The organism is Cellulosimicrobium arenosum (assembly GCF_014837295.1).
GTDB lineage: Bacteria > Actinomycetota > Actinomycetes > Actinomycetales > Cellulomonadaceae > Cellulosimicrobium > Cellulosimicrobium arenosum.
This window is the reverse complement of sequence record NZ_JACYHB010000004.1, coordinates 230432-244527: the sequence shown is the minus strand read 5'-3', so window position 1 is coordinate 244527 and position 14096 is coordinate 230432. Positions and strand designations below refer to the sequence as shown.

12 protein-coding genes are annotated in these 14096 nt (G+C 73.3%); 4 read left to right on the top strand and 8 right to left on the bottom strand.

Annotation, left to right across the window (positions count from 1 at the left end; all coding sequences use genetic code 11):
- Nucleotides 1-14 precede the first annotated feature (14 nt).
- On the top strand, nucleotides 15-656 hold the full coding sequence (locus IF651_RS07340; RefSeq protein WP_191828432.1) for a helix-turn-helix domain-containing protein: 642 nt from the start codon (nucleotides 15-17) through the stop codon (nucleotides 654-656).
- On the opposite strand, the gene IF651_RS07335 is transcribed toward IF651_RS07340, so the two are convergent.
- From IF651_RS07335 to IF651_RS07305, 7 genes are all read right to left on the bottom strand, one after another.
- A complete protein-coding gene (locus IF651_RS07335) occupies nucleotides 625-2010 on the bottom strand; it encodes an amidohydrolase family protein (RefSeq protein ID WP_338403823.1) in 1386 nt (461 codons plus the stop codon). The two genes, IF651_RS07340 and IF651_RS07335, sit on opposite strands and share 32 nt — an antisense overlap.
- Nucleotides 2011-2018: 8 nt before the next feature.
- A complete protein-coding gene (locus IF651_RS07330) occupies nucleotides 2019-2840 on the bottom strand; it encodes a creatininase family protein (protein ID WP_191828431.1) in 822 nt (273 codons plus the stop codon).
- A complete protein-coding gene (locus IF651_RS07325; protein WP_191828430.1) occupies nucleotides 2840-4213 on the bottom strand; it encodes an FAD-binding oxidoreductase in 1374 nt (457 codons plus the stop codon). Before IF651_RS07325 ends, IF651_RS07330 begins: the two co-directional genes overlap by 1 nt.
- A 12-nt stretch (nucleotides 4214-4225) precedes the next feature.
- The gene (locus IF651_RS07320) at nucleotides 4226-5416 is read right to left on the bottom strand and encodes a substrate-binding domain-containing protein (protein WP_191828429.1); all 1191 of its coding nucleotides are present in this window, start codon (nucleotides 5414-5416) and stop codon (nucleotides 4226-4228) included.
- Nucleotides 5417-5490: 74 nt separating this feature from the next.
- Entirely contained in the window at nucleotides 5491-6408 is a 918-nt protein-coding gene (locus IF651_RS18185) for an ABC transporter permease subunit (RefSeq protein WP_191828428.1), read from the bottom strand.
- A 62-nt stretch (nucleotides 6409-6470) separates the two neighbouring features.
- The gene (locus IF651_RS07310; RefSeq protein ID WP_191828427.1) at nucleotides 6471-7232 is read right to left on the bottom strand and encodes an ABC transporter ATP-binding protein; all 762 of its coding nucleotides are present in this window, start codon (nucleotides 7230-7232) and stop codon (nucleotides 6471-6473) included.
- A gap of 5 nt (nucleotides 7233-7237) precedes the next feature.
- Complete coding sequence (locus IF651_RS07305; protein WP_338403822.1) at nucleotides 7238-8647, bottom strand: amidohydrolase family protein; 1410 nt, start codon at nucleotides 8645-8647, stop codon at nucleotides 7238-7240.
- A gap of 143 nt (nucleotides 8648-8790) precedes the next feature.
- Between IF651_RS07305 and mshD the strand changes: the two genes are divergently transcribed.
- The 3 genes from mshD to IF651_RS07290 are packed head-to-tail and all read left to right on the top strand — an operon-like array spanning nucleotide 8791 to nucleotide 13086.
- Nucleotides 8791-9735: a mycothiol synthase gene (gene mshD, locus IF651_RS07300; protein ID WP_191828426.1), complete on the top strand. Its 945-nt coding sequence runs from the start codon at nucleotides 8791-8793 to the stop codon at nucleotides 9733-9735.
- 43 nt (nucleotides 9736-9778) lie between these two features.
- Nucleotides 9779-12043, top strand: a complete 2265-nt coding sequence (locus tag IF651_RS07295; protein WP_191828425.1) for an RNA degradosome polyphosphate kinase — start codon at nucleotides 9779-9781, stop codon at nucleotides 12041-12043.
- A 5-nt stretch (nucleotides 12044-12048) separates the two neighbouring features.
- A complete protein-coding gene (locus tag IF651_RS07290; protein WP_338403820.1) occupies nucleotides 12049-13086 on the top strand; it encodes an NUDIX hydrolase in 1038 nt (345 codons plus the stop codon).
- A gap of 4 nt (nucleotides 13087-13090) precedes the next feature.
- Here IF651_RS07290 and IF651_RS07285 read toward each other — a convergent pair whose 3' ends face one another.
- The gene (locus tag IF651_RS07285) at nucleotides 13091-14092 is read right to left on the bottom strand and encodes an inorganic phosphate transporter (protein ID WP_191828424.1); all 1002 of its coding nucleotides are present in this window, start codon (nucleotides 14090-14092) and stop codon (nucleotides 13091-13093) included.
- Nucleotides 14093-14096: the final 4 nt, after the last annotated feature.

Here is a 14096-nt window from a genome sequence, read left to right as displayed (position 1 = left end):
CCTACGATCGAGCCATGGTCGCCCCCACCGACGACGCACCCGCGGTGTCCGACGGCGCGGTCGTCCCCGCCGACGGCGGCGCGGCGGACCCGCTCGACCGTTCCGTCACGCGCCTCGGCCAGCGGATCCGCACGCTGCGGCACGCGCACGGTCTCACGCTCGTCCAGCTCGCCGACGCGACCGGGCTCTCGCACTCGTTCCTCAGCCAGGTCGAGCGCGGCCACGCGCGCCTGAGCATGTCCTCGCTGTTCCGGGTCGCCACGACGCTCGGGACGACCCAGCAGGTCCTGCTCGCCGAGGCGACGGCGACCACGGCGAGCGCCTCGCCCGTGCTGCGGCGCACCGAGGAGGCGTCCGCGTCCGCCGGTGGCGGGACCGTCCGCGCTCTCGCCGCCGCCGGCGACCGGCCGTTCGACCCGCTCGAGTACACCGGCACGTCCCAGGACCTCGGCGAGTACTGGCTGCACGACGAGGACGAGTTCGCGTACGTCGTCGAGGGACGCGTGCTGCTCGACCTCGACGGCACGGTGGACCTGCTCGAGCCGGGCGACTCCGTGTTCTACCCCAGCGGGACCCGCCACCGGTGGGCCAGCGCCGACGGCGGTCCCTACCGGCTGCTCGCCGTCAAGCAGCGGCTGGTGCGAGCCGTCGACTGAGGACGCGCGCGAGACCACGCTCGTCCGCCGTGACCAGCCGCCCGTCGCGCACGACGACACGCCCGCCGACCACGACGTGCCGCGGGCGACGCCCGGGCGACGCCCACAGCAGCCCGGCGACCGGGTCCGCGACACCGGCGTCGGCGACCCCCGACACGTCCCACACGCACAGGTCTCCCGCGCTCCCGGTCTCCAGCCGTCCGAGCTCCAGGCGGCCGAGACCGTCCGCGGACCCGGCGGTCGCGGCGTCGAGCACGTCGCGCGCGGCGAGCTGGCGCCCGACGAGGCCCGACACCTGCATCGCGAGCCGTGCGTCGGCGAGCAGGTGCCCGGCGTCGTTCGACCCGCCGCCGCTCGTCCCGAGCCCCACGCGCACCCCGGCGGCGAGCAGCCGGGCGACCGGCGCGACGCCCCAGCCCATCGGCACGTCGCACCCGGGCGCGTGCGTCGCGCTCACGCCGCTCGCCGCGACGCGAGCGATCTCGTCGTCCGTGACGTCGCACAGGTGCGCGAGCGTCACGTCCGGCGTGAGCCACCCCCAGTCGTCGAGCAGGTCGATCGGTCGGCGGCCGTAGCGCTCGAGCGCGATCACGACGTCGACCTGCTCGTTCGCCTGGGTGCGTCGCCGCAGCCCGCGGTGCGCCGCGACCTCGGCGAGCAGACGGAACGTCGCCTCGCCGTCGCTGTGCACGCCGGCCGGGCCCACCGCTACCTGCACGCGACCGTCGGCTCGCACCCCGCCGGAGCCCCCGTCGACGAGCGCGGCCGCGATCGCGTCCGCGCTGAGGGCGGCGAGCTCGGCGTCGTCGCCCGCGGTGCCGCGCACGAGGACCAGGCGCGCGCCCAGCTCGTCGGCGGCCGCCGCGGCAGACAGTGCGAGCTCGACCGATCCGTCCACGTCCACGTGCGCCGGCCAGGTGAGGTGGTGGTCCGCGACCGTCGTCACACCGCAGAGCAGCGCCTCCGCGAGACCGGCGCGCGCGGCCGCGCCCACGAGCTCGGCGTCGACGTGCGCCCGCGCGTACGCCGCCGCCATCGTCGGCAGCCACTCGCGCATGGGGACGCCGCGCGTCCCGGGCAGCGTGCGGAACGCCGTCTGGAGCAGGTGGTGGTGGGCGTTCACGAGCCCGGGAGTGACCACGCACCCGGTCGCGTCCAGCTCGGGCACGGAGGCTCCGCGGTCGCCGTCGGCCCGGACGACCGGGGACGCGTCCCGCCCGACCTCCAGCACCCGGCCGTCGCCGCCCACGACGACGTCGCCCGCGGGCTCGGCCGCGTCGGGCCCCGGCCCCGTGCGGACCGCGAGCGCGCCCCGCACGACCAGGGCCGGCGTCGGCCCGTTCGTGGCGGCCACGGCACCGCTCACGTGCGGTCCCGCGCGACGAGACCGGCGGCACCGTCGACGGGCGTCGTGAAGCGGGCCGCCTCGACCAGGGTCCGGGCCAGCTGCTCGACGGCGTGCTCGAACATCTCCTTGCCGGCCTCGGCCGTGGCGGTCGTCGGGTCGCCCACGTGCCCGTCGGCCCCGAAGTCGCTCGACAGCCACCCGAACGACACGGGCTTGCCGAACCCGATCTGCTCGTAGGCGAGCAGGCCCTCGGGCACGCGCCGCTCCGCGAGCTCCATGTGCACGAGCTCGGGCCGCAGGTGCAGCATGAGGGACGTCTCGCCGTGCCCCCCGTGCACGCCGAGGCCGTGCTCGCCACCCGATGCCGGAGCCCCACCCTGGTCGCGCGGCGTCGAGACGTGGGCGAAGAACGTCCGCAGGCCGAACCGGCGCCGCAGCTCGCGGTTCGCCACCTGGCCCAGCGCGGAGTTGCCGCCGTGGCCGTTGACGAGCACGAGACGCTCGATGCCGGACGCCGCGAGGGACCGGCCGACGTCGACCAGGACCCGCATGAGGGTGTCCCACGAGAGCCACACGGTGCCGGGGAACCCGGCGTGCTCGTCCGACTTCGTGTACGCCAGGGCCTCGAGGAGCACCACCGACGCCTCGCCCGACGCCGTCACCGTCTCGACCGCCGCGGCCGCCGTCTCGCTCGCGGTGACGAGGTCCGTCGAGACGGGCAGGTGCGGACCGTGCTGCTCGACCGCCCCGAGCGGGAGGACCGCGACGGTCCCCGCCGGGAGCGCCGCGACCTCCTGCCAGGTCATGTCCAGGAACCGGGGCACGCGCGGGGCCATCAGCGCACCCCGATGTTCAGGCGCGTGTCCACGGGCGGTGCGTCGACGAGCTTGCCCGGGTTGAGCAGGCCCTTCGGGTCGGTCGTGCGCGCGGTCTCGCGAGCGAGCTCGACGTTGCGGTCGACGTACCACTGGTGCGGCGAGTGGACGCCCAGCCCGAGCGCCTCGAGCCGCGGGATCCCGGCGAGCACCTGGTCCTCGCAGACGTAGTCCGCCACGACCATGGCGAGCGGGGCGTGCCCCATGAGCTCGACGTGCAGGTGCACGTCCCCGTCGTAGGCCTCCTGGACGGCCGCCGGGGCGTCCCAGTGCGCGAGGCCCCCCGTCTCCATGTGGAACCACGAGCGGTCCGGGTGCGCCTTCTGCAGGAAGTACACCGGGTGGTTGTAGGACATCGACGAGAGCTTGTCCGTCTCCGCGTAGTCCGCGAGGCTCGCGACGACGGCGCCGCCCCCCGCGACGACGCGCGCCTCGACCTCGCTCACCGTCGACGCCTCGGCGATGACGCGCAGGCTGTGCTTCGCCGGGTCGAGCGGGACCGACGCGGGCAGGCTCGGCACGAGGGCCGGCGGGTCCGCCGACGCGAGCCGGGGCAGGACCGGCAGGTCGAGCAGCGAGCGGTGCACGCCCGTCATCGCGTCCCAGTCGTCGAACGCCGCGTAGACGGCGACCCACTCCCGGGCGGGATCGGTGGCGATCTCGAGCTCGACGACGACGCCCGTCACGCCGTACACGTGCACGTACGGCGCGACGTCCGGGCCGGCGACGGTGAAGGTCGTGCCGCTGCCGTCCATGGGCGCGACCGTCAGCGACAGCACGAACCCGTCGGACGTCGAGCCGTGCTCGATCGTCCCCGTCCCTGCCGACCCGCCGCCCACGAAGCCGCCGATGGTCGAGCCCTTGGTGGACGGGTAGATCCAGATGTCGCGCCCGGCCGCGCGGGCGGCGACGTCGATCGCGGTGATCTTCGCCCCCGCTCCCGCGGTCACGGTCCCCGAGTCGTTCACACGGATCGAGTCCAGCCCGCGCAGGTCGAGGACGAGCCCGCCGTCGAACGGCGTCGCCTGTCCGTAGTTGCCCGTCCCGGAGCCGCGCGGCGTCACGGGCACGTCGTGCTCGTACGCCGCCTTGAGGACCTGGGCGACGTCGTCGCCCGTGCGCGGCCGGACGACCGCGTCGGGAAGGTACCGCCCGGCCGGGACCTTCTCCTGGAGGACGGGAGACATCCGGGACCAGTCGGAGGACGCTTTGAGCAACAGCTCGGCGTCGGTCGAGACGAGGTCCGGGCCGAGCAGGTCGGCGATCCGGGCCGCTGCGAGAGCGGTGCGCTCGGCGACGGTCCCCGCGGGCTTCGTGCTGGTGGTGCTGGTCATCTGTGTGCTCCCTCAGCTGCCCATCGAGATCGAGTCGTCGATGAACTCGTTGGTGTAGAGGCTCTCCGGGTCGATGTCGGCCGACGTGATCTGGCCGGCGTCGACGAGGATCGGACCGAACGTGTCGACGATCTCGCCCATGCGCTCGGGGTCGATCTGCCCGAACACGCCCGACGCCGGGTCGTCCGTCACGAGGCCCTGGTCCTTCTGCGCCTGCACCGAGAAGTCGGCGACGCCGGTCGAGTAGGTCCACCCCGTCTGGTACTGCTCGACGAGGTCGACGATCAGCTCGTTCGTGGTGTCGGGGTCCGCGAGGTAGTCGATCTGCGACTGCTGCATGATCGGGACGAGCCTCGCGAGGCAGTCCGCGTTCTCCTCGAGCGTGTCCGCACGCACGGTCAGGGCCTCCGGGTACACGGAGTAGCCGACGTCGGCGAGCAGCTGGTAGCCGACCGGCTTGCTCCACTGCGGGATCTCGTTCTCGTAGATGTACGGCTCGGCCGTCGCGAAGCCCTGCTGCATGATCGCCGGGTCGGACACGAACCGCTGCGGCGTGCCCTCGTAGCTCAGGTCGATCTGGGACTCGGTGATGATCCCCTGGGACTCCAGGAGGCGCGGGAAGACGTCGCCGGAGGAGACGAGCGGGTCCCCGTCCGCGGCGGCCTCCTCGATGGTGGTGGCGCCGTCGTGGCTCTCCGGGTCCCACATGACGATCTGCGGGCTCGTGGTCAGCTGGGACGCGACCGTCACGACCGGGTTGTCGGCCAGCGCCGTGATCTGGGCGTCGGTCGTGACCGCGCCGAGCAGGATCGAGTCGTCCAGGTACATCAGGGACGGCACCGGCTGGAAGTTCACGTTCGGGCCGCCGGGGCGGACCTCGACGTCGACCCCGGTGTCGACGCCCTGGGCGACGAGCGACCCGGTGACGGACTTCGTGTCGGTGTCGACCGTGTAGTCCGCACCCACGAGCGAGTACATCGCGCCGTGCTCGGACTCGGGCTGCCAGTCCTGCTGCATGACGACGGTCGCCGGGCACACGCCGGAGAGGTCGAGCGGACCGTCGGCCTCGGCCGCCGCGACGTCGAGATCGCCACCGCCGGAGCCGGCGTCGGTGGTCCCCTCGCTCGCGCACGCACCGAGGGCGACGAGCGGGACGAGGGCGAGCGAGGTCGCGAGGGCGCGACGGGGTCGGGAGAGGGTCATGGTGTGCTCCTGGCTGGAGAGACGGGACTGGCCGGTCGGGGACGAGAGAGGGCGAGAGGTGGCGAGGAGGGCGGTCAGCGACCGCCGGTGCCGTACCAGCGGCCGATGACGGCGCGGTCCAGCGCGGCGAACACGGAGAAGACGACGACGCCGAAGATCGCGGTGAGGATGATCGCCATGAACAGCGCGTCCATGTTGAGCCGCAGCGTGTAGGTCCGCAGGAGACCTCCGATACCGGGCGAGCCTTGTTGGAAGAAGAAGTCGCCGACGATCGCGCCGATGACGCTCAGGCCGGCGGCGTTGCGCAGACCCGTGAAGATCGACGGCAGGGCGGCCGGGAACTGCAGCTTGTAGAGCCGCTGCGCTCGCGTCGCCTTGTTGAGGGTGAAGAGGTCGTGCGCCGCCGGGCTCGCCGACTGCAGGCCGAACAGCGTGTTCGAGATCATCGGGAAGAGCGCGATGATCACGCAGACCACGATGCGCGCGCTGAACCCGTACCCCATCCAGATCCCGATGAGCGGCGTGAGCGCGAGGATCGGGATCGTCTGCAGGATCACGGCGTACGGGTAGAGGATCTTCTCCGCCCACCCCGACTGCACCATGACGACCGCGTAGCCGATGCCGAGGACCACGGCGATGGCCAGACCGGACAGGGCGACACCGACGGTCTGCCACAGCGCCTCCAGCATGGGTCCCATGACGTTCGGGTTGCCGACGGTGTTGGCGAGCACCTCGTGCACGGGCGGGAGCAGGAACTGCCGCTCGGGCGTGAGCACGACGTAGCTGACGAGGTACCAGATCGCGACGATCCCGCCGAGGGCCGCGAGGATCGGCCCGACCTTCGCGAGCACCGCGGCCGCCCGGCCGCGGGCCGCGCGAGGCGTGCGCGCCGGGTCGCCGCTCGATGCCGGGTCGGCGGGACGGGTGCCCGACGAGGCGGGCTGCGCCGCGGGCGCGGCGTCGGACCGGTGGAGCGCGAGTGACGTAGGCACGAAGACCTCCTGCGAGCCGGGCGGTGGGACGGAGGGGGCGGTGGACGGTCGCACGGGCGCGCTCACGAGTGCTCCCCGAGCGCGGCGGAGACCTCGCCGGTCAGCGCCGCGAACTCGGGCTCGAAGCGCAGCTCGGGCGGCCGGGGGTAGGCCCACGGCACCGGGATGTCGGCGACGACGCGGCCGGGTCGACCGCTCATCACGACGACGCGCGTGGACAGGTAGACGGCCTCCGAGACGGAGTGCGTGATGAACAGGCCGGCGAACTGCTTGAGCGCGAAGAGCCGCTGCAGCTCGGTCTGCAGGTGCAGGCGCGTGATCTCGTCGAGGGCGCCGAACGGTTCGTCGAACAGCGCGAGGTCGGGCTCGGCCACGAGCGCGCGGGCGATCGAGACGCGCATGCGCATGCCGCCCGAGAGCTGGCGCGGGTGCTGCTTCTCGAACCCCGCGAGGCCGACGAGGTCCAGCGCCTCCTTCGCTCGACGACGCCGGTCCGCCTTGCCCTCCGAGCGCAGCTCGCCGACGAGCTCGACGTTGCGCAGCGCGCTGCGCCACTCCAGGAGCGTCGGCTCCTGGAAGACGTAGGACGTCGAGAGCGCGTTGACCTCGATGCTGCCCTCGCTGACGTCGTCGAGGCCGGACGCGAGACGCAGGAGGGTGGACTTCCCGCACCCGGACGGACCGACGACGGTGACGAACTCGCCGGCGGCGACGGACAGGCTCACGTCCTCGAGCGCGACGGTGCCGGTGGCGAACTGCTTCGTCACGTCGTCGAGCACGAGCGTGCGGGTCATGGACTTCGGTCGCGTGGTCGTGGTGCTCATCGATGTCACCTCACGAGCTGGTCGGGTCGGTGGGCCGCGGGTGCGGCAGGGCGGTCGGGCAGATCGGTGGTGGTCGGTACGGCGGACCGGTCCAGCGCCAGGACGCTGGCGACGCGGGTGTCGGCGACCACCCGACCGCCCGTCAGGACGACGCGCGCCTGCTCGCCACCGGCGAGGACGTCGCCGAGCGGGACGTCCGGGACCAGGACGAGGTCGGCGCGCTCCCCCACGGCGGGCCCGGCGGGCTCGAGGCCGAGCACGGTGCGCGCGCCCGCGGTGACGGCGTCGAGCGCCTCGCGCTGCGTCAGGTGGGCCGCGGTCATGAGCAGCGACGTCGTCTCGAACGGGTCGCACGTCCCGGCGGGGTTGAAGGGGTCGCGCACGTTGTCGGCGCCCGCGGCGAGCGGGACGCCGGCGTCGAGGAGCGCGCGGACGGCCGTCAGGCCGCGCGGCGCGAGGTGCGTCGAGTCGCGTCCCTGGAGGTAGAGGTTGGTGATGGGCAGCGTCACGACGCCGAGGCCCGCGCGGGCCAGGAGGTCGACGACCGGCCCGAGTCGCGCCGGCGGGAGCGAGCCGAGCCGCACCGCGTGGCTCGCGGTGACGCGCTGCTGCAGGCCACGCGCGATCACCTGTTGCGCGAGGTCCTCGACGTCGAGGAGCCCCGCGTCCGGCAGGGCGGTCTGCTCGTCGGCGTGCAGGTCGACGGGCAGGCCGGTGCGCTCGGCGAGGTCGAGGACGCGGGAGATCTCGAGGGCGGGGTCGGGAGCGAGGTGCGGGCAGCCGCCGAGGACGTCGACACCGCGCGCGGCAGCCTCCAGGTAGACGGCGTCGCTCGTGTGCGAGCCACCGAGCAGGCACACCTGGAGGGTGACCGCCCCGGCGAGCTCGTCCCGCAGGTCGAGCAGCGCGTCGAGCATGCGCAACGGGTCGCCGACGACGGGCACGTCGACGTGGGTGCGGATCGTCGTGGTGCCCCGGGCCACGTAGCGTCCGACGGCGCGTCGGGCGCGCAGCGCGACGTCGGCCCCGTCGATACCGGCGGCGAGCTCGCGCCAGCGCGCGACGGCACCGACGAGGTCGTCGCCCGTCCCGGCAGGGATCCGCGCAGCGGTGAGCGCCTTGTCGAGGTGCGCGTGCGGCTCGCACGCGGCGGGCAGCACCCGCCAGCCGCGGGCGTCGAGGAGCAGGCCCGCCGGCGCGTCGGCGCGGTCACCGGTCGGCGTCGCCGCGGAGATCCGTCCACGCTCGACGTCGAGGTCGACCACGGTGCCGTCGGGCGCCCGGACGCCCCGCAGTCCGGCGATGTGCGCCCCGGCGAGCGTCGCCGCCGCGTCGGGGGCGCCGACCGGCAGCGTCGCCGGCATCATGGGCGTCGTCGGCATCGTCGGCATCGTCGGCGTGGTGTCGTGGTGCACGGCACCTCCTCACAGGTCAGGGCCAGTTCTCGTGAAATGTTGATCAGAGGAACATTCAGAACGGTAGGCGGACCCTGTTTCGGCCGCGTAACCGGCACGGTCCGGACGTGTGAACGCTGCTCCCGGTCCCGGGGAGCGGCAAGATGGGTCGGGTGGAGACCGCGATCCTCTGGCACCCCGGCCCGCTCGTCGACGACCTCGAGGTGGCCCAGGTGCACGACCTCGCCGCCGACGCCGAGCGCGTCGACGGCGTCGCCCCCCTGTCCGAGCAGCCCCTGCTGAACCTGCGCGCCCCGGGCGACGACGTCGTCCACCTGTTCACCTGGAGGTCCGGCGAGCTCGCCGGGTACGCCCAGGTGGACCGGCGCGGCGCCCCCCCGAGCGCGGAGCTCGTCGTGCGCCCCGCGCACCGGCGGCACGGCCTCGGCTTCCACCTGCTCGCGAGCGCCCAGGACCGGGTCCCGGCGCACCCGCTGCACGTGTGGGCGCACGGGGACCTGGCCGCGGCCCGGTCCCTGGCCGCCCGGTCCGGTCTCGTCGTCGCGCGCGAGCTGCTCGTGCTCGCCCGGCCGCTGGGACCGGCGTCGGGCCACCCCGGCCCGACCGTCCCGCCGGGCCTGCGCGTGCGGCCGTTCTCCCCCGGGCCCGACGACGCGGCCTGGGTCGGCGCCAACGCGCTCGCGTTCGCCCACCACCCCGAGCAGGGTCGCCTGACCGTCGACGACCTGCACGCGCGGACGCGCGAGGACTGGTTCGACCCGGCCGGGCTGTTCCTGCTCGAGCGCGAGCCGTCCGGCGAGCTCGTCGGGTTCGTCTGGACCAAGGTGCCCACGGACCAGGGCGACGGTCCGCGCGAGGGCGAGATCTACGTCGTCGGCGTGGTCCCCGACGCCCAGGGCGAGGGGCTGGGACGGCTGCTGACCGACGTCGGGCTCGCGCACCTCGCACGGGTCGGGGTGGAGGTCGCCGTGCTCTACGTCGACGGTGACAACGTGCCCGCACTGCGGACGTACGAGCGCGCCGGGTTCTTCCGGCGCGAGACCCACGTGCAGTACGCGCCCGCGCACGGCCCGCGGGATGCCGGGTGACCGGCGTCACGCGCCGTTCACCAACAGGTGCCACCATGAACCTATGACGGAGACCTCCACCAAGCGAGCACTCGACAAGGAGCTCGCGGCGCACATCGCCGAGCACATCGCGGAGGAGCCGGACGGTGTCGCCGTCGGCGCCGACGGCGACGGGTCCGTCCACCTCCCCGACGACCGGTTCGCAGACCGCGAGCTGAGCTGGCTCGCGTTCAACCAGCGGGTGCTCGAGCTCGCGGAGGACCCCTCGCAGCCGCTCCTGGAGCGGCTGCGCTTCCTCGCGATCTTCGCCTCGAACCTGGACGAGTTCTTCATGGTCCGGGTGGCCGGGCTGAAGCGACGCATGGCGACGGGGATCGCGGTCACGGCCGCGTCGGGGCTGTCTCCCCGGCAGGTGCTGGACGCCATCAGCGAGCGCGCCCACGACCTGATGGCCCGTCACGGCCAGGTCTTCACCGACGACGTGCAGCCCGCGCTCGCGGGCGAGGGCATCACGCTCGTGCACTGGGACGAGCTCGAGACCCGTGAGCAGGAACGTCTCCACAAGTACTTCCGCAAGCAGATCTTCCCGGTCCTGACCCCGCTCGCGGTCGACCCGGCGCATCCCTTCCCGTACATCTCGGGGCTCTCGCTCAACCTCGCCGTCGTGGTGGTGAACCCGACGACGGGCAAGGAGCACTTCGCGCGCGTCAAGGTGCCGCCGCTGCTGCCGCGCTTCATCGCCGTGGACGCACGCGGACGGCCGTCCGCACCGACCTCGCAGACGGCCGCCCCCGACCGCGGGCCGACGTCGTTCGTCCCGCTCGAGGAGGTCATCGCGCACCACCTCGACCACCTGTTCCCGGGCATGGAGGTGCGCGAGCACCACACGTTCCGCGTGACCCGCAACGAGGACGTCGAGGTCGAGGAGGACGACGCGGAGAACCTCCTGCAGGCCATGGAGAAGGAGCTGCTGCGGCGACGGTTCGGCCCGCCGGTCCGGCTCGAGCTCACGCACGGGATCAGCCCGCGCATCCGCGCGCTGCTGATCCGCGAGCTGGACGTGGTGGAGCAGGAGGTCTACGAGCTGCCGGAGCCGCTGGACCTCACCGGGCTCAATCTCCTGGCGGACCTCGAGCGGTCGGACCTGCACTTCCCGCCGTTCGTCCCCACGACGCCCCGCCAGCTCGCCGAGGTGGAGAGCTCCTCGCCGTCCGACCTGTTCGCCGCGATCCGCGAGCGCGACATCCTGCTCCACCACCCGTACGACTCGTTCTCGACGTCGGTGCAGACGTTCATCGAGCAGGCGGCGGCCGACCCGGCGGTGCTGGCCATCAAGCAGACGCTGTACCGCACGTCGGGCGACTCCCCGATCGTGGACGCGCTCATCGACGCCGCCGACGCGGGCAAGCAGGTGCTCGCGCTCGTCGAGATCAAGGCGCGGTTCGACGAGCAGGCGAACATCACGTGGGCGCGCAAGCTCGAGCACGCGGGCGTGCACGTGGTGTACGGGATCGTCGGCCTCAAGACGCACTGCAAGCTGTCGCTCGTCGTGCGTCAGGAGTCCGACGGGCTGCGTCGGTACTGCCACGTCGGCACGGGGAACTACCACCCGAAGACGGCCCGCCAGTACACGGACCACGGTCTGCTCACGTGCGACACGGACGTCGGGCAGGACCTGACCAGGCTGTTCAACCAGCTCTCGGGCTACGCGCCGCAGTCCCGCTTCCACCGTCTCCTCGTCGCGCCGCGGACCGCGCGGACCGGGCTCGTGGAGCGGATCGAGCGCGAGGCCGCGGCGGCCCGCGCGGGCCACGATGCCTGGGTCAAGATCAAGGTGAACTCGGTGGTGGACGAGACCACGATCGACGCCCTCTACCGGGCGTCGCAGGCCGGGGCGCAGGTCGACCTCGTGGTGCGCGGCATCTGCGCCGTGCGCCCCGGCGTCCCCGGGCTGAGCGAGAACATCCGGGTCCGCTCGATCCTGGGCCGCTTCCTCGAGCACTCGCGCATCTACGCGTTCGCGAACAGCGCCGGGCCCGCGATCGGCGAAGGACCAGAGTCCGGGCCCGAGGTGTTCATCGGCTCTGCCGACCTCATGCACCGCAACCTCGACCGCCGCGTCGAGGCCCTCGTGCGCATCGCCGACACCGAGCACGCGACCGACCTCATCGATCTCCTGGACAGCTCCATGTCGGACGGGACCTCGGCCTGGCACCTCGGGCCCGACGGCGCGTGGCAGCGTCCCGGGTCCGCGCCCGACGGCGGCGCGCTCCGCGACCTGCAGGCGGAGCTCGTCCGTCGCCACCGCCGCCGACCGGGCGGGCGGTAGACCCGGTGGGAGTACCTCCGTCGGCGCTGCACAGCGGTGTCCCGCTCGTGCCTGCGCTCGGCCCGACGCACGTCGAGCACGCGCCCGTCATCGAGTCCGCGGGATCGCTCGTGTGGCGCGAGCGGCACGGCGAGCTGCAGGTCCGCCTCGTCCACCGCCCGCGCTACGACGACTGGTCGTGGCCGAAGGGCAAGCTCGAGGAGGGAGAGACCTTCCAGGCGGCCGCGGCGCGCGAGGTCGCCGAGGAGACCGGCAAGCCGATCGTGCTCGGGATCCCGCTCCCCGGTCTGCAGTACCTCACGGGCGAGGGACGCGTGAAGCGCGTGCACTACTGGGCCGCCCAGCGGGCGTCGCGCACGCGGGACGCGGGCGCCCTCGCCGCGCGTGCACCCGTCCCACCGGTGTCGCCGCACGAGATCGACGCCGGCGTGTGGCTGTCCGCGCAGGACGCGGCCACGCGGCTCACGCGCGACGCCGACCGGACCCCGCTCGACGCGCTCGTGCGCGCCCGGGACGAGGACCGGCTCGCGACGCACGTCGTCGTCATCGCCCGGCACGGCAAGGCGGTGGCGCGTGGCGCCTGGTACGGCGACGAGCACGACCGACCGCTGACCCCGTCCGGGCACGCCCAGTCCGCAGCCCTGGTGCCGGTCCTCGCGGCGTACGGCGTGGGTACCGTCGTGACGAGCCGCTGGGACCGGTGCGCGCAGACGATCGCGCCGTACGCGAGCGCCTCGGGCCTCGCGACCGTGAGCAGCGACCACCTCACGGAGGTGCAGCACGAGCGCTCGCCCGCGCGCGTGGCGCGCACCGTGCGCGAGCTGCTGGACGTGGACGGGTCGTCGGTGCTGTGCACGCACCGCCCCGTGCTGCCGACCGTGCTGGACGTGCTGGGACAGCACTCTCGGCGTCCGGTCGCGAACGCGCTCCCCACCCGGGACCCGTTCCTCGAACCGGGCGAGGTGATCGTCGCGCACGTGGCCCGGACCTCGAAGGGCCCGCGCGTGGTCGCCGCGGAGAAGATCGCACCGCCGCTGCACTGATCCGTCAGACGAGGATCGGCCCGAGGATCCAGTACATGATGGCGGCGACCAGCGCCGCCATGGGGATGGTCAGGACCCAGGCGATGCCGATGTTCTTGGCCACGCCCCAGCGCACCGCGGAGAGCCGCTTGGTCGCACCGACGCCCATGATCGCCGAGGTGATCGTGTGCGTGGTGGAGACGGGCGCGTGGAGGATGAACGCGTTGGCGTAGAGCACCAGCGCGGCCACGGACTCGGCGACGAACCCGCGCGCGGGGTCGAGCTCGATGATCTTGCGCCCGAGGGTACGCATGATGCGCCACCCGCCCGCATAGGTACCGAGGGAGATCGCGCCGGCCGCAGAGAGCTTGACCCACAGGGGGATGTCGTTCGTGTCCTGGAAGCCGCCGGCGACGAGCGCGAGGACGATCACACCCATCGTCTTCTGCGCGTCCTGGAGGCCGTGCCCCAGCGCCATCGCCGCTGCCGACGCCGTCTGCGCGATCCGGAACCGACGGAACGTCTTGGCCGGGGCCGCGTTCCGGAACAGCCACAGCACACCGACCATGAGGAGGAACGCGAGCCCGAACCCGATGAGCGGCGAGAAGACCATGGGCAGCACGACCTTGTCCCAGATCGCGTCCCAGTGCACGGTGATGCCGGACGCGATCCCGACGCCCGCGAGCCCGCCGATGATGGCGTGCGTCGAGGACGACGGCAGCCCGAGCCACCAGGTGATGAGGTTCCAGGTGATCGCGCCGATGAGTCCGCACAGCACGATGACGAGCCCCTGGTGCGGCGGCACGTCGTTGATGGCGACGATGTCCTCCGCGATCGTCTGCGCGACCGCAGTCCCGAGCAGCGCCCCGATGAGGTTGAACACCGCGGCCATGATGAGCGCGGCGCGCGGGGTGAGGGCACGGGTCGAGACCGACGTCGCGATCGCGTTGGCGGCGTCGTGGAACCCGTTGGTGTAGTCGAACCCGAGCGCGAACGCCACGACGACGACGACGAGCACTGCTTCCACGACG

Excerpts from the sequence above, each read along its gene's own strand:
- IF651_RS07340 (WP_191828432.1), top strand. The coding sequence starts at position 15 with ATGGTCGCCCCCACCGACGACGCACCCGCGGTGTCCGACGGCGCGGTC.
- IF651_RS07330 (WP_191828431.1), bottom strand. The coding sequence starts at position 2,840 with ATGGCCCCGCGCGTGCCCCGGTTCCTGGACATGACCTGGCAGGAGGTC.
- IF651_RS07325 (WP_191828430.1), bottom strand. The coding sequence starts at position 4,213 with ATGACCAGCACCACCAGCACGAAGCCCGCGGGGACCGTCGCCGAGCGC.
- IF651_RS07320 (WP_191828429.1), bottom strand. The coding sequence starts at position 5,416 with ATGACCCTCTCCCGACCCCGTCGCGCCCTCGCGACCTCGCTCGCCCTC.
- IF651_RS07310 (WP_191828427.1), bottom strand. The coding sequence starts at position 7,232 with ATGAGCACCACGACCACGCGACCGAAGTCCATGACCCGCACGCTCGTG.
- mshD (WP_191828426.1), top strand. The coding sequence starts at position 8,791 with ATGGGTCGGGTGGAGACCGCGATCCTCTGGCACCCCGGCCCGCTCGTC.
- IF651_RS07295 (WP_191828425.1), top strand. The coding sequence starts at position 9,779 with ATGACGGAGACCTCCACCAAGCGAGCACTCGACAAGGAGCTCGCGGCG.